General features: G+C 41.9%; 18 protein-coding genes and 1 pseudogene. 15 read left to right on the forward strand and 4 right to left on the reverse strand.

Features of this window, described 5'->3' with window-relative positions; all coding sequences use genetic code 11:
• The first annotated feature begins 76 nt into the window (after positions 1–76).
• From GC093_RS03995 to GC093_RS04005, 3 genes are all read left to right on the forward strand, one after another.
• Complete coding sequence (locus GC093_RS03995) at positions 77–1,117, forward strand: NAD(P)-dependent alcohol dehydrogenase (RefSeq protein ID WP_171650555.1); 1,041 nt, start codon at positions 77–79, stop codon at positions 1,115–1,117.
• Between the two features lie 290 nt (positions 1,118–1,407).
• On the forward strand, positions 1,408–1,995 hold the full coding sequence (locus GC093_RS04000) for a TetR/AcrR family transcriptional regulator (protein ID WP_171650556.1): 588 nt from the start codon (positions 1,408–1,410) through the stop codon (positions 1,993–1,995).
• 259 nt (positions 1,996–2,254) lie between these two features.
• Positions 2,255–3,421 (forward strand): epoxide hydrolase family protein, encoded by a 1,167-nt coding sequence (locus GC093_RS04005; RefSeq protein ID WP_171650557.1) that lies wholly within the window; start codon positions 2,255–2,257, stop codon positions 3,419–3,421.
• Positions 3,422–3,459: 38 nt separating this feature from the next.
• Here GC093_RS04005 and GC093_RS04010 read toward each other — a convergent pair whose 3' ends face one another.
• From GC093_RS04010 to GC093_RS04020, 3 genes are all read right to left on the reverse strand, one after another.
• A complete protein-coding gene (locus GC093_RS04010) occupies positions 3,460–4,044 on the reverse strand; it encodes an undecaprenyl-diphosphatase (RefSeq protein WP_171650558.1) in 585 nt (194 codons plus the stop codon).
• 120 nt (positions 4,045–4,164) lie between these two features.
• On the reverse strand, positions 4,165–4,944 hold the full coding sequence (locus GC093_RS04015; RefSeq protein WP_171650559.1) for a YheC/YheD family protein: 780 nt from the start codon (positions 4,942–4,944) through the stop codon (positions 4,165–4,167).
• A 227-nt stretch (positions 4,945–5,171) separates the two neighbouring features.
• Complete coding sequence (locus GC093_RS04020) at positions 5,172–5,831, reverse strand: C40 family peptidase (protein WP_171650560.1); 660 nt, start codon at positions 5,829–5,831, stop codon at positions 5,172–5,174.
• 297 nt (positions 5,832–6,128) lie between these two features.
• Here GC093_RS04020 and GC093_RS04025 point away from each other — a divergent pair, with 297 nt between their 5' ends.
• The 10 genes and pseudogenes from GC093_RS04025 to GC093_RS04070 all read left to right on the forward strand — a co-directional run bounded on the left by GC093_RS04025 (position 6,129) and on the right by GC093_RS04070 (position 13,528).
• Positions 6,129–6,329: a PepSY domain-containing protein gene (locus GC093_RS04025; RefSeq protein WP_171650662.1), complete on the forward strand. Its 201-nt coding sequence runs from the start codon at positions 6,129–6,131 to the stop codon at positions 6,327–6,329.
• A gap of 145 nt (positions 6,330–6,474) precedes the next feature.
• Positions 6,475–7,146 (forward strand): response regulator transcription factor, encoded by a 672-nt coding sequence (locus GC093_RS04030; RefSeq protein ID WP_171650561.1) that lies wholly within the window; start codon positions 6,475–6,477, stop codon positions 7,144–7,146.
• 7 nt (positions 7,147–7,153) lie between these two features.
• Positions 7,154–8,551 (forward strand): HAMP domain-containing sensor histidine kinase, encoded by a 1,398-nt coding sequence (locus GC093_RS04035; protein ID WP_171650562.1) that lies wholly within the window; start codon positions 7,154–7,156, stop codon positions 8,549–8,551.
• 109 nt (positions 8,552–8,660) lie between these two features.
• Positions 8,661–9,971 (forward strand): polysaccharide deacetylase family protein, encoded by a 1,311-nt coding sequence (locus tag GC093_RS04040; RefSeq protein WP_171650563.1) that lies wholly within the window; start codon positions 8,661–8,663, stop codon positions 9,969–9,971.
• Positions 9,972–10,105: 134 nt separating this feature from the next.
• Entirely contained in the window at positions 10,106–10,213 is a 108-nt protein-coding gene (locus GC093_RS04045) for a sporulation protein YjcZ (RefSeq protein WP_171650564.1), read from the forward strand.
• On the forward strand, positions 10,200–10,382 hold the full coding sequence (locus tag GC093_RS36795; protein WP_376768620.1) for a hypothetical protein: 183 nt from the start codon (positions 10,200–10,202) through the stop codon (positions 10,380–10,382). Before GC093_RS04045 ends, GC093_RS36795 begins: the two co-directional genes overlap by 14 nt.
• A 165-nt stretch (positions 10,383–10,547) precedes the next feature.
• Positions 10,548–10,745, forward strand: a pseudogene (locus tag GC093_RS04055) (spore germination protein); the annotation flags it as partial.
• 299 nt (positions 10,746–11,044) lie between these two features.
• Positions 11,045–12,091 (forward strand): multicopper oxidase domain-containing protein, encoded by a 1,047-nt coding sequence (locus GC093_RS04060; protein WP_171650566.1) that lies wholly within the window; start codon positions 11,045–11,047, stop codon positions 12,089–12,091.
• Between the two features lie 12 nt (positions 12,092–12,103).
• Positions 12,104–13,321 carry a ZIP family metal transporter gene (locus tag GC093_RS04065; RefSeq protein WP_246313335.1) on the forward strand — a complete coding sequence of 406 codons (1,218 nt, stop codon included), beginning with the start codon at positions 12,104–12,106 and terminating at the stop codon, positions 13,319–13,321.
• A 27-nt stretch (positions 13,322–13,348) separates the two neighbouring features.
• Positions 13,349–13,528 (forward strand): twin-arginine translocase TatA/TatE family subunit, encoded by a 180-nt coding sequence (locus tag GC093_RS04070; protein ID WP_171650567.1) that lies wholly within the window; start codon positions 13,349–13,351, stop codon positions 13,526–13,528.
• A 46-nt stretch (positions 13,529–13,574) separates the two neighbouring features.
• On the opposite strand, the gene GC093_RS04075 is transcribed toward GC093_RS04070, so the two are convergent.
• A complete protein-coding gene (locus GC093_RS04075) occupies positions 13,575–14,639 on the reverse strand; it encodes a flavin-containing monooxygenase (RefSeq protein WP_376768621.1) in 1,065 nt (354 codons plus the stop codon).
• A 330-nt stretch (positions 14,640–14,969) separates the two neighbouring features.
• Between GC093_RS04075 and GC093_RS04080 the strand changes: the two genes are divergently transcribed.
• Both GC093_RS04080 and GC093_RS04085 read left to right on the forward strand, forming a co-directional pair.
• Positions 14,970–15,332, forward strand: a complete 363-nt coding sequence (locus GC093_RS04080; RefSeq protein ID WP_171650568.1) for an ArsR/SmtB family transcription factor — start codon at positions 14,970–14,972, stop codon at positions 15,330–15,332.
• 190 nt (positions 15,333–15,522) lie between these two features.
• Positions 15,523–18,165: a heavy metal translocating P-type ATPase gene (locus GC093_RS04085; protein ID WP_216624479.1), complete on the forward strand. Its 2,643-nt coding sequence runs from the start codon at positions 15,523–15,525 to the stop codon at positions 18,163–18,165.
• The last annotated feature ends 168 nt before the right edge of the window (positions 18,166–18,333 follow it).

Below are 18,333 nucleotides of genomic sequence, written 5' to 3' on the forward strand. Positions count from 1 at the left end.
CATTTAAAGCTAGTAGAACAGATCACTGAGAGTCCAGTACCACCACTTTACCAAGACTAAGGAGTAGTGAGAAACCATGTGTAAAGCCCATGTTCTAAGTGTTGCAAGTGCAAAAGCGCCATTTGAAAAGACCACAATTGAGCGGAGAAATTTACGACCGGACGATGTCTTAATCGATATTAAGTATTGTGGTATTTGCCACTCCGACATTCACAATGCTTACGATGAATGGGGAGGCGGAATGTTCCCGATGGTTCCAGGTCATGAAATGGCTGGAGTCGTTACAGCGGTAGGACCAGAAGTTACGAAATTTGGCGTTGGCGATCACGTTGGTGCAGGTTGCTTTGTTGACTCCTGCGGACTATGCGAATACTGCCTCAGCGGAGAAGAGCAATTTTGTACGAAAGGTGTTATCAACTCATATAATTCATTAGATTACGATGGCAATCCAACATACGGCGGTTATAGCCAAAAAATCGTTGTAAGGGAAGATTTCGTAGTCCGTATTCCAGATGCTTTGGAATTGGATGTTGCAAGCCCTTTATTGTGCGCAGGAATCACCACGTATTCTCCGTTGAAACACTGGAACGTCAGCCCAGGCAAAAAGGTTGCCATTGTGGGGCTAGGAGGCCTTGGCCACCTTGCTGTCCAATATGCGCATGCTTTGGGTGCTGAAGTAACGGTATTAAGTCAGTCCTTGAATAAGAAAGATGAGGCCCTGAGTTTGGGCGCAGATCACTACTTTGCAACCAGCGATCCCGCTACATTTTCCGAGTTGACTGGTCGTTTTGACCTCATTTTAAACACAGTGTCTGCAAATCTCGACGTTAATGCCTATTTATCCCTGCTTCGAGTAGATGGAACGCTAGTAAATGTTGGTGCGCCAGGCCAACCAGATAAATACCATGTATTTTCGCTAATCATGAAACGTCGCAGCATTGCAGGTTCACTCGTAGGCGGAATCCGTGAAACGCAAGAAATGCTCGATTTCTCCGCTCAACACGGCATTGCCCCTAAAATTGAGGTGATTTGTGCTGACCAAGTGGACGAAGCGTTCGAACGTATTCTCCGTAGCGATGTGCGTTATCGATTCGTCATTGACATGTCCACATTGTAACTTGCAAAAAAATCATAATGATTCTGTTCTTATGAAAGATGGGTTAGTCATTATATAGGGTATACGAAAACAATCCATTAGAAACTAGCTCCTCACTCTAATGGATTGTTCGCTTTTATCCACTAAGCATGCACCATACCGGGATATTTAAGCAGCACCCTCCTCACTGGTCAGGATGAACTCTTACAACTTCCTTTAATTAATTGCACTTCCTGTTATTGACATTATGCCAAGACTTAGAGTATAGTAAGTAATGTAAGCAAGTACTTGCATTAAAGAAAGGTGACTAAATGAGTAACAATCAAAGTACAAGTGAGAAACTTCTCACAGCGGCAATCGATCTCATGTCACAGAAGGGGTACGATGGAACGACAACCAAGGAAATCGCTTTTGCTGCCGGAGTGAATGAAGTTACGTTATTTCGCCATTTCGGAACGAAGCAGAAGCTTATTGAGACCGCATTTAATCGCTACCATTATGCGGAAGAGATGACAAAGCTATTTAACGAAGGGCTGATAGGGGAACTTCATACGGATCTGCTTACAATCAGCCGAACGTATCATAAGATTATGTATCGGAACAGAAAATTATTTTTAGTTACTCATAAAGGAAGCAGCAATCTCCCCGATGAAGTTCTGGATGAGGCCGCACGTCACCCTCAACATCTAAAAAAACTGTTAACGAAATATTTGACCGACATGTCGGAACAAAATAAGGTGATAACATCGAATTTTGAACTTCAGGCACAGTCTTTCATGTGGATGAATTATGGCGCATTCATCAGTAAAATAAATGCAAAAGTGGCTGTTCCAGAAGATTCGTTGGACGAATTTATCGAGGAAAGTGTGCGGATATTCGCTAGGGCATTAACTCCCTAGCTCTTTTATAAAGCGTATGCAAGTATGTACTTGCATACAAAACGCATGGTTCATCTGTTAATTGGAATCCGATAAATGTCGATCCGAACAGCTACCTATTCAGCAATATTTATATCGTTCTTGCAGCAATGCGTGTGGGATCTTGTTGTTCTACTACCTGCAATCCGAACCAAGAATTCAAGAATAGGAAGAATCGTTATGCCAGAGTAAGCCAAATAAGGTAGCTAACAAAAAAAATGAGAGAAAGAGGCTGATTAATATGGAATATTCAAAACCTTTTGATTCGAGTAACACTGAACTCATTGATTTATCGGTCCGGCCATTTCGCATCGCAATCCCTCAGAGTGATATTGATGATCTTCAAAGTCGCCTAAGCCGTACCCGCTGGCCTGACGAACTGCCAGGCGTAGGTAGAAACTACGGCGCAGAGCTTGGGCTTATAAAGGAGTTAGCGGAGTACTGGCGTACCGCGTATGACTGGCGTAAGCAAGAGGATCGGTTGAATGAGATTCCTCAATTTACCACAACTATTGATGGTGCAAATATTCATTTTATGCATGTTCGTTCACCTGAACCGGGTGCAGTTCCCCTCATTCTAAACCATGGATGGCCTGGTTCTATCATAGAGTTCCTGGACGTAATCGGTCCGCTCACCAACCCGCGAGCCTATGGTGGCAACCCGGCCGATGCTTTTCATCTAGTGATTCCGTCTATGCCTGGTTATGGCTTCTCTGGTCCCACCAAGGAAACCGGTTGGAATGTTCAACGAGTCTCTCAAGCTTGTGTCGAGTTGATGAACCGTTTGGGCTATGTCAAATATGGTGTACAGGGAGGAGACTTTGGTTCTGTGGTTTCTCTAGGCATGGGTCAACTCGCACCTGAGCATATTTTGGGCATTCATCTGAACTTTCTGCCAATGGCACCAACTAGAGATTTAAGCGACCTATCCGAGGAAGAGGAATCTAGGATTGCAAAATTGGAGGGCTATCTAGCCAATCCTGCCGGTCACAAGGTAGTCTTGTCTACGCGACCACAAACGCTAGCTTACGGACTCACCGACTCACCGGTGGGGCAGCTGTCCTGGATAGCTGAGAAGTTCAGCGAGTGGTCCGATCCAGCTTGTCCGATTGATGTGGATCACCTGCTCACCAATGTTATGTTCTACTGGATCACAGGAACGGCTGCCTCCTCTTCTAGGCTTCACTATGAGTCCGCTTCAGTTAAAAAACAGAAAAAGCCATGTCCTGTACCACTAGGAATAGCCGTTTTTCCATATGACTTGTTCCAACCTGTACGCCGCCTCGCTGAGAGACAGTACACGATCGTTCACTGGTCCGAGTTTGAGCGTGGCGGTCACTTCGCGGCGATGGAGGCTCCCGATTTGTTAACTGAAGATCTACAGGTATTCTTCCGACGTTTCCGTTAGGAACAAACACGACCGGGGGCTCGGTCGTGTCTTTTGTGTTATGGCTTCCATACCTTATGTTCAATTAATTCATAATTGCGGATCAAAGCCTCTGACAACCATTTCAGCCGTTGCCAACGCATAAGCCTGCCAATCACGACCGCGATGAGGCCTCCTATAATCGCTCCCCCGACGATATCTATCGGATAGTGAATGCCCGACCAAATACGGGAGAAACCGATGAGAGCAGCAAGTACGATCCAAACCGTTCCGCCCTTTCGTCGCCATAGCCAGATAGAGACTGCAACGGCAAAAGCGGCGGCAGCGTGATTGCTTGGAAAAGAAGCCGATGTCTCGTGATTAACTAATTGAATGACTTGATGAGCCACGAATGGACGATCCCGATGATAGATTGCGCCGATAATACTGTTAGTTCCTAGCGCCACTGCTGCGGATATAAGTGTATTCACTACCATACGGCGATTATCAGGGCTTCGTACCATCCAATAAACAGCAACGCCAAGGTAAAACAGGTAATCCAAATTCACGGCAAAAAAAGCCATCAAAGGATTCATAGCGGGAAATCTTTCAGCAAGTTGATTGATCGTTTGAAACCATTGATAGTCTAATTGAGATAAATGCATTGCATTACTGGCTCCTTTAATAGTCAGATTACCATCGGAAAGTAATCATACAATACCTAGATTAAAATCTCATGAGAGAATACTGTCGGGCCTGTTTTTTTCTCGCACAATAAAAACCCACTATTTTACGTGGGTTAAGATTTTTATCTTACCGGAAAGGAGAGATTTTAAATAAGAATTTCTTAACTTCTTAATTTCTCTATACATTGTTTTATCTGTAAGTTTGTCAAACAGGCTGTGAGATGGAAAATCAAAATTGACTTCAATGATCCATATCTTTTGATGTTGATCTACAGCGAAATCTATGCCAATTTGAGAAGAATACTTGTAATAATTAAATCGTTTACAAATGCAATAGCTTAAACGGATAAGTTCTTGAATTATTTTTTGTTGCTTGTTCTTGGATAAACAAAGTGATTCGCTCAAAGCTTTCTCAATCGGAAGTGCGTAACCACCTCCCCTATTTACATTCGTAATAACGCTAGAACGTCCAGATACTTTGGCTAACATCCCCGCATACTGCCAATGATTCTGTGAGTTACGCATCATCATGACTCTTATATCAAAGGGTCTATTATTAATTTTTGCTAAATTAATCGTTTTTTGAACGATATGGAGACTTGCTGATGTTTGTGCTTGTATAGCGTTAAAAGTAGTTTCGAGGGTTCTATAGGATTGGGTTTTCCCTTTGACTTTGATCAATTGATATTTTTTGTTTTCCGACCAAGCTTTAATAATGCCTTTACCCATGTGAGACATATTCGGTTTAATATAAACGGAATGATATCGCCTCATAAAGCGATAAAATGATGTCCTATTCAATACAGATGTCGGTGGTAAATAAGTTCGGATATGAGCATCCTTAAAGTAAAATTTGTGAAGCCCCAACTTACCAGGCACGTTCTATCCCCTCCTTGTTATAACAACAATCTATTCTTAGGCAAGGATTTGTTTACGGCATACGCCAAAATTGTTGCAGGTATAGACCAAGGGTGAGCTGTTGATTTGATGTACTAAAAGGAGCAAGCACTAAGAGGTTTTATGTCATAGCTAGAGATTTAATGAAATCTATGAATTGGGAAAAGCCCCGAATTCGGGGCTTTTCTAAGTTTCTTCTCTTAGTCGGATTAATGTTCTCCTTGCTGATTCCCACCTTCAGAGGATCTATTTGAAGACACCCGTTTTGGCTGAGAGGAATGCTTGGAGGCTGGCTTTGCCGGTTTATACGAATGTTGAGGAGCAGGTTGTGGAGCAGGAACAGCCACAGCTTGTCCGCCACCTGCGATTACGCGACGGGCGGTTACGAAAGTTCTGTCCCAAGTGCTGCCCGCAAAATTGGAAATCGTAACGCCTATTCCTACTCTGTAGGTATGGAGGATTTGTCCGTTCCCCATGTAAATGCCTACGTGATTAATAGTTCCGTCACGATTTGTATCGGAGAATATTAAATCACCCGCTTGCAATTGACTTTTAGATACAGCGGTACCGACTCCGGCTTGCTGTCTTGACGAGCGGGGAATGCTGATACCATTTTGCTTAAAAACATATTGGGTGAATGATGAACAATCAAAAGCATCCGTTCTTCCCGATGAAGCCCCAAATTGATAGCGGACTCCTAGAAAGTGTTTTCCTGTTGATATAACATTGTTTGCCACAGATGAACTTGATACGGTGGCCGCATGAGCAGATTGAGGTGTTAGCAGCATACTTCCTGAAAAAGCAACCGAGAGGCTGAGACTGATTCCCACTAGTGTTTTACCAAAATGGTTTTTCTTCGTGTTATTCATAGCTTCCTCCTAAGGGTTTGTCTGGTTTAGGCGTTTGCCCAAGAACACCATACCACAAGAATAATTTCTATAAATTTCCATATCGGAAGAAAACCCTTGTGCAGATTGACATATAAGGCTTTTATTAGAAACTCATTAGAAAAACTTAATATACATAAGTCTTGACAAGGAGATGCATTACAGGAAATAAAACCAAATACATTTCTCATCAAATTCTAATGATCCTTTTATGAGGATCTCATGCGGAAAGCTTATGATTAGTTTGTCGAATTACAGCAATTAGAGCAGCAGGCCAAGATTACAAAAGTACAAGCAGGCGAGATCGCGCTACAAAAAGTGAATGGAACTATTATTAAAGCTCAACTGGAAGATGAAGATGGAACGGCCGTATACAGCGTTATCATTAAAGACAGTAAAAATGAAACCATGGAAGTCAAGGTGGATGCAAGCACAGGTACTGTTGTAAAGGTCGAACAAGATAATCAATACTACTATTAACATCCTTTTGTAGAAGTTTGCATAAGGATGTTTTTCTTTTATTCGTTTTCAAATGAACTTATGGAAATATTAATATTTCTATATATAAATGAGGCATACTTATATAGAAATTAACTGCATAAACCATGAATTTGAGGGTTTTCGTATGATAAAAATTCTTGTCGTAGAAGATGATGAAAGCTTTGCACGTTTTATTGAGCTCGAGCTTGAGCATGAATCCTATTCAGTAACGATCGCTGATGATGGAAGAAAAGGATTGGAGCTCGCTATAGCGGAAGAATGGAACATTATCTTATTAGATGTCATGCTGCCAGAATTAAATGGATTTGAAGTATGCCGAAGGATTCGAAATGTAAAGAAAACACCTATCATAATGCTGACTGCAAGAGATAGTGTAATGGACCGGGTTTCAGGCCTGGATAGTGGTGCAGATGACTATATTTCAAAGCCTTTTGCGATTGAGGAGTTACTTGCGCGAATTCGTGCCATGCTTAGACGCTTCGATAATAGTGAAGTTACGGAATCTTCTAATCTCCACTTTCGCGATCTGAGTATAAATAATGAATCGAGAATTGTGAAAAGGGGATCAGACATTATTGATCTGACCAAACGTGAATATGATCTTCTTCTTGTATTTATGGAAAACGTCAATCGCGTACTTACGCGTGAAATCCTTTTGGATAAAGTCTGGGGATACGATGCAGAGGTTGAAACCAATGTGGTGGATGTTTATGTGCGCTATCTAAGAACTAAATTGGGGCATTCGGAAGAAAACTATATACATACATTGCGTGGTATAGGATATGTGATGAGATGATAATAAGATGATGAAGTTTACTGGAATTCCGATCAAATGGAAATTGATGATAGGGTCATTTATTTTCTTAATTGTTCTATTCTTTGCTTATAACGCGGCACAATATATCGTCATTAACCATTGGCTCTTGAACCAAACAGAAGAAGAAATACGCAAGGATATGGATGAAATACAAGGTTATTTTATTGAAAAACAGTCCGATGCAAAAGATATTGCAAATGCTAACGCTTTTATCGAAAAATTAGTTAAAAACAATCAATTAATTCGTATTCTAAACAATGAAGGAATCCCGATTTTAACGGTGAGCAATGAATTGCCGGAAGATTGGGTTGATCCGAAGACGGTATTAAAGCCAGAGTTATCACGCATATGGCACTTTGATGATCACTTGATTATAATGCGCAGCCCATTTAAGACAAGTAATTTTGTCGGAACCGTAGAGATCATTAACAATCTAGAAGCATTAGATAAGTTGAATGATAATCTGAATATTGTTATGCTTTCTGGAGGAATGCTAGCTATCCTATTGAGTGGTTTAGGAGGGTTACTCTTAACCCGTCAGCTACTTAAGCCCATACAGTCTATAATAGTTACGATGAAAAAGATAATGAAAAACGGCCTACAAGAGCGTGTAGTCTTTCACGATAATAGAGATGAATTGTCCTATTTAGCCATACTTTTCAACGAGATGATGGGGCAGCTTGAAAAATCTTTTCGACAGCAAAAGCAGTTTGTAGAGGATGCATCACATGAGCTTCGAACTCCAATTTCGATTATTGAAGGCTATCTATCCTTGCTAAATCGATGGGGAAAAGAAGATCCTAAGATATTAGATGAATCGCTGTCTGCGGCAATGAAGGAGACCACTCGATTAAGAAAGCTTGTTCAAGAATTGTTAGAGCTTTCTCAAGTTGATTCCATTAAAGGTAACGAAATAAAGGAATATACAGATCCAAGGCCCATAATTCAACAGCTCGTGAATGACCTTTCTATTCTTCATCCGGATTTCAAATTTATCCTTCATATGAACAAATTCCTTGAAGGTCACCTGATTATACCTTCACATCATTTGAAGCAAATTGTATTGATCGTTTTGGATAATGCCGTTAAATATTCACTTCACGATAAAACTATTGAAATCAATGTTAGTACATTACAAAATAATACGGTAAATATACAAATTGTTGACCAGGGGATAGGCATTCCTGAAGAGGATCTACCGTTTGTGTTTGACCGGTTTTATAGAGTAGATAAGGCGCGCAGCCGTAAACAGGGAGGAAGCGGTCTGGGACTTGCTATTGCTAAACGTATTGCTCATACATATCACGGGGATATAATAATCAGAAATAACGAAAATAAGGGTATAAGTGTAACCATTTCGCTGCCTTTTATTTCTGAAATATAGAACCATCCTATAATATAACGCTCAAATCACTAAAGATATACTGTTGTTATTTAGAAACAAAAAATCCAGAGGTGGATAAAGTGCAACTGTGTGAGGGAGATAAGATGTCATGAAGAGGAAATCATTGATATACTCGTTGCTGGTGGTTCTTGCAGTCACTTTTGTTATATGTTCCTGCGAATCCTCGGAGGTGTCACCTAGCCCATCACTATCACCTACGCCAGTAACTTCCACGTCTCCTTCGCTTTCAAAGGAAACCGAGCTTCTTGGACAAATATTGGATTCAGCCCGAGAAGGAAGGGTTTGGATTAACGAATTTGTCGTAGGCCAAAGTACGATCGATCAAGTTGAAAGTCAATGGGGAAAATCAGATACCAATGATGAAGCTGGATTAGGTATGTACGCTTCTTTTACCGGACGAAAAGCCTCCTTTGGGTATAACAAATTAAATCGACTTGTATTTGACAGCCGTTCTTACGATCAAAGCCTTCAAAATTTGACACTCGATATTATTGTCCAATCATTAGGGCCCTCAGACAGTAAAACAGAAATCGGTACTGATGATATCTATATCTATAAGGTTTCTCCCAAAAATCAATTGAAATTCATTATCCCCAAAGGGACATCCAAGGTTGATCATATCTCGGTCTTTTCTGAAGGAAGCGTACTAAAAGAGGCGGAAATGCAGCCCGTGTCCAAGGGAAATTACTTTTTGAGCATTGAAGGGAAATCCAATCAATTAACACAAACAGCTTGGGCAAAAATGCTGGATTGGCGCAAAACGATCGTTGATTTTGCCAAATCCCATCAAGGAGATCTATATATTAATGGTGCCGATGAAAAAAAGGTTGCCTTAACTTTTGATGATGGCCCAGATGATCAAACAACGCCAGCTGTTCTGGATATTTTGAATACATATAAGGTTAAGGGAAGCTTCTTTTTTATCGGAAAACAAGTAAATCCATACATGGATGTAGTCAAAAGGGTGTATGACAACGGGCATTTGGTGCTAAACCACAGTTTTAATCACGATGACTATACCAAATTGGACGCCAATCAAATTCATGCCGACATGAAAAAAACAGAAGACGCTATCCGAGCTGTAATTGGTAAAACTCCAGCAATTATGCGTACGCCATACGGCGCAACGAATCATAAAGTATTAACCGCCGTGAAACAAGAGGGAGTCACCGTTGTACTTTGGTCTATTGACACACTGGATTGGTCCCAAAAGGAAAGTGACAATATCGTAAATAATGTGATTTCCAACGTAAGAAACGGTGATATTATTCTAATGCACACCAGCAAAAAGCAAACGGTAAACATCGAAGCATTACCAAAAATCATTGAGCAACTTCAGAAAAAAGGATTTTCCATCGTCGACTTGGAGACCTTGTTAGGCGTTCATGCTTATAAATAATCAAAGAACCCTCTATCGCTGCAATGGATAATATGAGTTAACCAATTCGTTGAAAGCCCATTTTTTGAACCGTCCACTCTAATGACGGAAGACTTTCATAAACTGGTGAAGTGACATGGAGGGAGGAAGACTAAATGGGGTTTGACGGAGGACTTGGTGGCGGTATCGGAATTGGAATGACTGCCGCAGGCGTAATTCTTGTTTTATTCATACTTCTTGTGATTACGGGTGGCGGCATCTAGTGCTAGTATTTTGAAAAGCGGATGCTTAGGCAGCCGCTTTTTTCGTTTTCATTTTAGACTACAAATTGAAGTAATTGGGGCGATGTTAGCAATCGGAGGAAGCATGCCGGAGAAATACCGTGCAACCGCAAAGGGGGGACTCGCCGCCACACCGACTGGTAAATTATGAACGGACGTGAATGATAATCCTTTCATTTACAAATAGTAACTGTAGAAATTTTACAACTATTTATATAAGAGTCATGGGAGGGAGATATTATAAATTACAAGAAACTTATGATGCTGCGTAATAAGAAAACTTGGAATGATGATCAAATCCCCAATTCCATGCAAACGGGACGGTTTTACCGAAACCTTACGGATTAATACGAGTTTAGTAAGGAGAAGAATCCGAAGCGCTCGATTAAAATTAGAACCTTTGGTCATTGGAGAGCTGTCTCAGACCGACGTTGTGATCCTTTATATTGAGGGAATTGCTAAAAGTACTATGATCGAGGAAGTACGCAAAAGATTAAGCTGCAATCAAATTGATGCCGAAATTGGGGAAATCTCTGCAATTGAAAAAGAATGAGATTCAATAAGCCGTTGCATTCAAATTAGAATAAGCTGTAATCCCACCCCCTTCCATTAACCCTGTCCAACAAGGACAGGGTTATTTATTATTTTTGTCAAAACATAAAAAAGGGGATTTACAAAAGATGGAGTACAGCATATAGTTATTCATATAAGTTTCCTTAGGGAAACAAAATGGCGTTAAACTAAAATTTTTGGTGTTGGCATAAAAACGTTTGCGTTTGAATAGGCTGTTCAATTTTGGAAGGAGGTTTAATTATGAAGGACAGTAAAAAATGGTCCAGAAGGGCCATTGTGAAAGCAGGAGTGACCGGGGCTGCGGCTTTTATAGGGAGTACGTGGCTTTCACCCAATTTTTGGGGCACAAAAACGGCATTGGCAACGGGTACACATGAGAATCACTCGTCAAGCAATCCGTCGAATTCACAGCTTCACCAAGGAATGAAGCATGGGTACGATCCTGGTACAGAAGTTACAGAAGGTCTGAAAGCTGCCAGACATGCACTTACCTCATTTGATTATGGCAAGGTGAGTACTAATGCCGACGGAAGAACGATTCGCGAATACGATATGATAGCAGTTGAACAAGAAGTAGAAATTGCTAAAGGCATCAAGTTTCCGGGGTGGACATATAACGGAACGATTCCGGGTCCAACGCTGCGTTGTACGGAAGGAGATATTATTCGCGTTAAATTTTATAACAACTCTACTCATCCGCACTCTATACATTTTCATGGTATCCACCCTACAAATATGGACGGTTTAGAAGCAGTGCTACCGGGTCAGACATTTGTATATGAGTTTGCTGCGAAACCGGCTGGCATGCAGGTATATCATTGCCATGTAGCACCCCTGCGCAGGCATATTCATAAAGGGCTTTACGGCAACTTCATTATTGATCCCAAGAAACCGCGAGCTGCAGCTAAAGAGTTCAACATGGTTATGAATGGTTATGATTTGGATTTGGATGGCGAGAACGAGATCTATACAGTAAACGGATATGCTTTTGCCTATCAGCAGGAGCCAATCAAGGTGAAAACAGGGGAATTGGTTCGGATTTATTTAAGCAATCTTACGGAATTTGATTTGATCAATTCATTTCATTTACATGCGAACTACTTCAATTATTATGCTACCGGTGCAGATCCTGAAGCTCGGCCAAGTTTTACGGACACCATCATGCAATGTCAAGGGGAACGCGGTATTTTAGAAATTACATTCCCAGAGCCAGGTCGTTATATGTTTCATGCGCATCAAAGTGAATTCGCTGAGCTTGGTTGGATGGGCTTTTTCTTAGCGGAATAAGGAGGGGATATAATGAATCCTATTGAAAATCATACACAAAGTGCTCGCATGGGTGGTGGATGGAATGTTAAAACCGTATTGTGGGGACTATTACCGCTTCTTCTGTTAGCTGCAATTATTGGTTTTATTGCCAAAGTCGGTACAGGAATAGACGGAGAAGCAGCAGCTCCGATTGAACAATTGAATGTCGAACGCATTATAATGAATCCTGACGGATTCGTCGTTACTCTGCTTAACTCAGGGCCGGAAGCCCTCACCATTGCTCAGACTATCGTTGATGACTCTTTTTGGAATGCTTCGTATGTACCAGGCCCTACCCTGAATCGTTTCGAAAGGGGGACCGTAACTATTCCATATCCATGGGTTCATGGTGACCCCCACCAAATAAAGTTTATTACATCCAATGGATTAATTTTTACCGGAGAAGTTGCTGTAGCTGCACTGACACCCCAGCCTGACTCGCAGCGCTTCTTTCAATACGCTTTAATCGGCTTCTATGTAGGGATTATACCGGTTGGATTAGGGCTGCTGTGGTACCCTTTCATGAGGAGATTTTCAATTCGAGGAACACAGGCTGTATTAGCCTTCACGGTTGGTCTGTTAATATTTCTTGCCGTGGACACATTCGAAGAAGGGTTTGAACTTGCTGCAAAGGCTCCAGGGGTGTTCCAAGGAACCGGCCTTGTCTGGTTTGGGGCATTGCTAAGCTTATTCTTTTTACTTGCTGTTGATCAAATGAACGAAAGGCGAATGGATCATGTTCTGCGGGAAGGACGCGGTGTTTCCTATAAGCTGGCATCCGGCATTGGATTGCATAATTTGGGTGAAGGTTTAGCTATAGGGGCTGCTTTTGCTGCGGGAGAAGCTGCATTGGGTACATTTCTGATAATTGGATTTACCCTTCATAATATTACGGAAGGGGTTGGTATTGCAGCTCCATTACTCAAGGATAAGCCGACTGCGAAAACATTCATATTACTCGCTTTAATTGCAGGGGGACCAGCGATTCTGGGGACATGGACAGGTGGGTTTTTGTTTAATGAAACACTTGCAGCCTTATTTTTCGGTATCGGAGCGGGTGCCATTTTACAAGTTATTATGGTGATCTCACGGATGATATGGAAGGAATCTATCGAGCATCGTATAGCATCTGTTTCATGGAGCAACTTCGTTGGATTAACTTTGGGTATATTGTTTATGTATGTCACAGCAATGCTCGTTAAATTCTAAGATTAGCTGAAAAGGAGGATGAGTGAAATGATTGGAAATTTAGGAGCCGGGGGCGTTTTGCTAATAGTTGTTACTGCACTGGTTATGTTTGGTCCATCCAAGCTTCCCCAGTTAGGTAGGGCTGTAGGCACAACGATAAAAGAATTTCGTCAAGGAACCAAGGATCTTTTGGAAGATAAAGCAAATGAAGAGAACAAGAAACAATAAAGAAGTTAAAAGAAGGCGACCAAGAAGAATCTTGATCGCCTTCTTATTAGTGACTTAACTCGTGTTTCCAAGTTAGTTGTTCTACAATCCATTCAGAGTCTATTCCAACGCCTCCAATGAGTGCTGATCCTCTTCGGTGCTGCCAAGGCAAACCGACAAAGTACAGTCCAAGTATAGGGCTGACTCCTCTCTTATGAATCGGACGGCCCGCAACGTCCACAACACCTGGGATGGATATCCAGGAATAATCACAACGAAACCCTGTTGCCCAAATAATATTGCGGACCGGGAGGTGTGAGCCGTCCTCGAAATAAACCTCTTCAGGTCCGAATCGCACCGTTGCAGGCTTCACCCTGACACTTCCATTAAGTAGGTATGGCTTCAGCTCGGTTCCTATGATCGGTTCATTCTGCCGCAATCTCCTTCCTATAAAGCTGTCAGAAGTGGCTTGGGATAGTCCTAGAATATCGAACCAGCTGAATATACTTTTGCCTAGCAGACGGTTTGGAATAAAACGCAGAGGCTTTGAAACAGATAAGATCACTTGACGGCTTAAGGAGCATTCGGCAGCGATTTGAGTACCGGAGTTGCCGCCCCCGACCACTAAGACCGGTCCTTCTTGGAGCTGAAGAGGATTTTTGTACTGAGAAGAATGGACTTGATAAATATCTGCATGAAGAGCTTTTGCGGTTTCAGGAATAAATGGAGTTTGAAAAGGCCCGGCTGCTATAATAATATTTTTGGCTGTATAGGTGTCGCGATTAGTATGGATTCGGAAGCCGTTGTATATTTTTGATAATCCCGTTACAAGGGTCTTAGTTCTAATAGGAAGAGAGAAGGCCATGGCATAGCTCTCCAAGTAATCAGCAACCTCGTCTTTATTGGGATAACCCTCGGCCTCGCCAGGCATCGGCATCCCCTGTAGTGAACTGTATGCTCGGGGAGAAAATAGAGTAAGTGAATCGTACCGATTCCTCCATGAGTCACCAATTTGATTATTTGCATCTAAAATCATGAATTCAGTATTGTACTTTCTAAGGAAGTATCCGGTAGAAAGACCGGATTGTCCGCCTCCAATAATAATAACCTCGTAGTCCATAGTAGCTAGCATATTGATCAACTCCATTGAAAATCTGCAAATGTCTATACTATTAATTCTGCGTCGCCCAAGAGCTTAAACAGTATAATAACAGATGTAAAAAGTAACGAGATGTGTAATCCCGTTATATTAATAGGCGTATGCGAGTGTCCATGACTAGGATTGTGACGATCATGTTCAGACATCAGTCTCATAATCCTTGTTACATATGAGCAATTGTTCATATGTAGTATATGGAAGTTTTTCTTAGAAAGCAACTCCAAATTCTTAAATGAATCTCTTTCTGTTATAATGTGTAACGTGGACTAGACTTAGTGGCAAACAAAGAAGGCGGTGCTTGTTTTGGAAAAAGTGCTTCAAGAACGATGCGATGAATCTTGCGAAGGGACTTCCAATGTTGTCACTTTAAAACAAAATTTGATAAATGAACATACAGCGGCGGGCTTGGCCGAGGTTTTTAAAGCGCTCGGGGACCCTACACGCGTGAAAATCATATACACGTTAGTACAAAATGAACTTTGTGTGCATGATCTCACCCTAGTTTTGGAGATGAGCCAATCTGCTGTCTCTCACCAACTACGGTATTTACGTAACCTACGAATCGTTAAACGCCGTAAAGTAGGAAAGACGGTGTTTTATTCTTTAGACGATGAACATATAGAACAAATATTTGTCCAAATGCTGCAGCATATCAAGCACGGATAACTTGTTTTAAGAGAGAGAGCCTGATTGTTATTTTTCAGTGAGTTTAAAGCAGGGGTGAGCCTCTGCTTTTTTTGTTTTATAACACTTTAAATGAATTAGGCTTTGTATGATTGACACATGGATAAGAAAGGCATAATATATAATCAATACATGAGCAACTAATCATATGTTAATAAGGAGCCTGATTCCTATGTCTGACAAGTCTTCATGTTGCAGTCAGGATGCAAAGCACAGCCATATCCAGGAAGAAAAGGATCGGGACCACGAATCGTGTGCATGTGATCAGCACGAGCATCATCATCATGATTCTGATGACAAGCATGATCACGAGCATGATCACGAGCATGAGCATGATGATAAGCATGATCACAAGCATGATCACGATCATAACCACAAGCATGATCATAACCACAAGTATGATCACAACCACGATCACAACCACGAGCATGGGGATTTATGCGGCGGAAATCATAGTGCGAATACGGTAAACCAGACGGTTACTCTTGAAGGAATGCACTGTGGCGATTGTGCCCTGAAGTTGGAAAAATCGATCTCACGTTTAGATGGAGTTGCACAAGTTCAAGTGAATTTTGCTACGGCTAAAATGAGTCTTGGTTATGACCAATCCCAATTAGACTTCACTTCTATTAAAAAGCATATTCAAAACCTCGGATACGGGGTACAAGAGCAGGCTGCCGCCAGGCAATCCAGCGTTTTTCGTATTGAAGGCATGGACTGCGCAGATTGTGCACAAAAGTTAGAAAAACGTGTGGGGGCTCTTAATTCTGTAAATCAAGTCATGGTAAATTACGGCGCGGCTAAGATGACTGTTGAACATGATGGCAGTGCTGAGCAATCGGTGATTCTGACTGTAAAGCAAGCTGGTTATACGGCTACGCCTGATACTGGCGGAAAGACTCTTTTAGCAGAAGAGCGTAGCTTTTGGAGACGTAATAATAAAGTAATACCAACTGCAGCATCAGGATTGATATTTACTTTAACTTGGGGTCTTGAGCTCGGGAACTTAATACCAGAATTAATATCAACGATCTTATACGCATTAGCTATGATCATAGGCGGTTATCGCATTGCACGAACAGGCATTTATGGTCTGAAATCCAGAACCATCGGTATGGATCTTCTTATGACCGTTGCCGCTCTCGGTGCTGGACTCATTGGACAATGGGAAGAAGGCGCTGCTGTCGTATTCCTGTTCTCACTAGGGGAAACATTAGAAGCCTACACTATGGATCGTACAAGAAAGTCAATACGTGGTCTTATGGATTTATCACCAAGGGAAGCACTTGTCCGCAGAAACGGTGAAGAAATGATGATTGCGATAGAGGCCATTCAAATTGGCGATACGGTCATCGTTAAGCCGGGCGAACGAATAGCAATGGATGGTCTAATTAGAAAAGGAGCTTCAGCCATAAATCAAGCTCCTATTACCGGTGAATCCATCCCTGTAGAGAAAGGCGAAGGGGATGAAGTGTTCGCGGGTACGGTCAATCAGCAGGGAGCTTTGGAAGTAAAGGTAACTAAGCTGTCTAAGGACAATACCTTATCACGTATCATCAGTCTTGTGGAGGATGCCCAAGCTCAAAAAGCTCCTTCCCAGCGGTTTGTAGATGTTTTTGCCAAATATTATACGCCTGCCGTTCTTGTGATTGCCTTACTTATTGCCACTATTCCTCCTTTGTTTATGGGGGAGTCCCTTCAAGTATGGTTCTACAGAGCTCTTATGATGCTAGTCGTTTCGTGTCCGTGTGCCCTAGTTATATCAACACCGGTGTCCATTGTTTCTGCTATTGGCAATGCAGCCAAAAACGGAGTCTTAATTAAAGGCGGGGCTCATCTTGAACGGTTAGGCGCCGTATCTGTTGTTGCTTTTGATAAAACAGGTACGCTAACAGCCGGTATTCCGCAAGTAACAGAGATTATTCCTCTTGATTCCAGGATAGAAGAAGAGGTATTATCGATTGCGGCAGCAGTGGAGTCTGCGTCGGAGCATCCGGTTGCAAATGCTATTGTAAGAAGAGCCAAGCAAGCTAATATTCAGATGAAATCCAGTTCCTTGTTTACTTCGGTGACTGGGAGAGGGGCTCAGGCGAATGTCGAGGGAACGTTATTCTACATCGGAAGCCCTCGTTGGTTTATGAACGAATTGAATATATCCTTGGAACATGTTCAGGATATTATTCAGAGGCTCGAAAAGCAGGGGCAAACCGTTATGATAATGGGTACCAGCAAGAATGTATGGGCTATATTTGCTGTCGCGGACGAAATTAGATCAAATAGCAAGTCCACTCTTGAACACCTTAAGGCAATTGGCATTGAAAAAACAGTCATGTTAACAGGAGATAACCAAGGTACAGCTCAAGCTGTAGCGGCGAAGCTCGGTAACATAGACTACCGGAGCGAGCTGTTACCAGAAGATAAAGTGAGCTCTATTAAAGAGCTGATGAACAAACATGGGTATGTTGCCATGATCGGGGACGGAATTAATGATGCGCCGGCATTAGCAACAGCAACCGTAGGGATTGCAATGGGGGCTGCCGGAACGGATACCGCATTGGAAACAGCAGATGTTGCACTGATGGCGGATGATCTTTCTAAGCTGCCATTCGCTATTGGATTAAGCCGACGGGCCTTACGGATTATTAAACAAAATATTGCTTTTTCGTTGCTAGTCAAGGTCGTATTTCTTATCATGATCTTCCTGGGCACATCAACCCTTTGGATGGCTGTTCTAGCTGATACGGGAAGCTCGCTTATCGTAATCGCGAATGGGATGAGGCTTCTGCGTACAAGAGTAGGATCAACCAGTGCTTAAAAAAAATCGCATAATGTTTATAATAGCTCCTGCTGACTATTTGCAGGAGTTGTTTATTTTTAAATGAGTCTGCTTCATTATAGGTATTCCCAATTAAATTGCCTGCCTCCTACTATTAGAATAATTTAACCCATGAATGGGGACATTATTTTTACTTAGAAGAAGGTG

It is taken from the genome of Paenibacillus foliorum (assembly GCF_013141765.1).
GTDB classification, from domain to species: Bacteria; Bacillota; Bacilli; order Paenibacillales; family NBRC-103111; genus Paenibacillus_S; species Paenibacillus_S foliorum.

Coding starts and splice junctions, on each gene's coding strand:
- GC093_RS04070 (WP_171650567.1), top strand. CDS start 13,349: ATGATTGGAAATTTAGGAGCCGGGGGCGTTTTGCTAATAGTTGTTACT.
- GC093_RS04075 (WP_376768621.1), bottom strand. CDS start 14,639: ATGCTAGCTACTATGGACTACGAGGTTATTATTATTGGAGGCGGACAA.
- GC093_RS04010 (WP_171650558.1), bottom strand. CDS start 4,044: ATGCATTTATCTCAATTAGACTATCAATGGTTTCAAACGATCAATCAA.
- GC093_RS04040 (WP_171650563.1), top strand. CDS start 8,661: ATGAAGAGGAAATCATTGATATACTCGTTGCTGGTGGTTCTTGCAGTC.
- GC093_RS04065 (WP_246313335.1), top strand. CDS start 12,104: ATGAATCCTATTGAAAATCATACACAAAGTGCTCGCATGGGTGGTGGA.
- GC093_RS03995 (WP_171650555.1), top strand. CDS start 77: ATGTGTAAAGCCCATGTTCTAAGTGTTGCAAGTGCAAAAGCGCCATTT.
- GC093_RS04000 (WP_171650556.1), top strand. CDS start 1,408: ATGAGTAACAATCAAAGTACAAGTGAGAAACTTCTCACAGCGGCAATC.
- GC093_RS04035 (WP_171650562.1), top strand. CDS start 7,154: ATGATGAAGTTTACTGGAATTCCGATCAAATGGAAATTGATGATAGGG.
- GC093_RS04030 (WP_171650561.1), top strand. CDS start 6,475: ATGATAAAAATTCTTGTCGTAGAAGATGATGAAAGCTTTGCACGTTTT.
- GC093_RS04005 (WP_171650557.1), top strand. CDS start 2,255: ATGGAATATTCAAAACCTTTTGATTCGAGTAACACTGAACTCATTGAT.
- GC093_RS04085 (WP_216624479.1), top strand. CDS start 15,523: ATGTCTGACAAGTCTTCATGTTGCAGTCAGGATGCAAAGCACAGCCAT.
- GC093_RS04020 (WP_171650560.1), bottom strand. CDS start 5,831: ATGAATAACACGAAGAAAAACCATTTTGGTAAAACACTAGTGGGAATC.
- GC093_RS04060 (WP_171650566.1), top strand. CDS start 11,045: ATGAAGGACAGTAAAAAATGGTCCAGAAGGGCCATTGTGAAAGCAGGA.
- GC093_RS04045 (WP_171650564.1), top strand. CDS start 10,106: ATGGGGTTTGACGGAGGACTTGGTGGCGGTATCGGAATTGGAATGACT.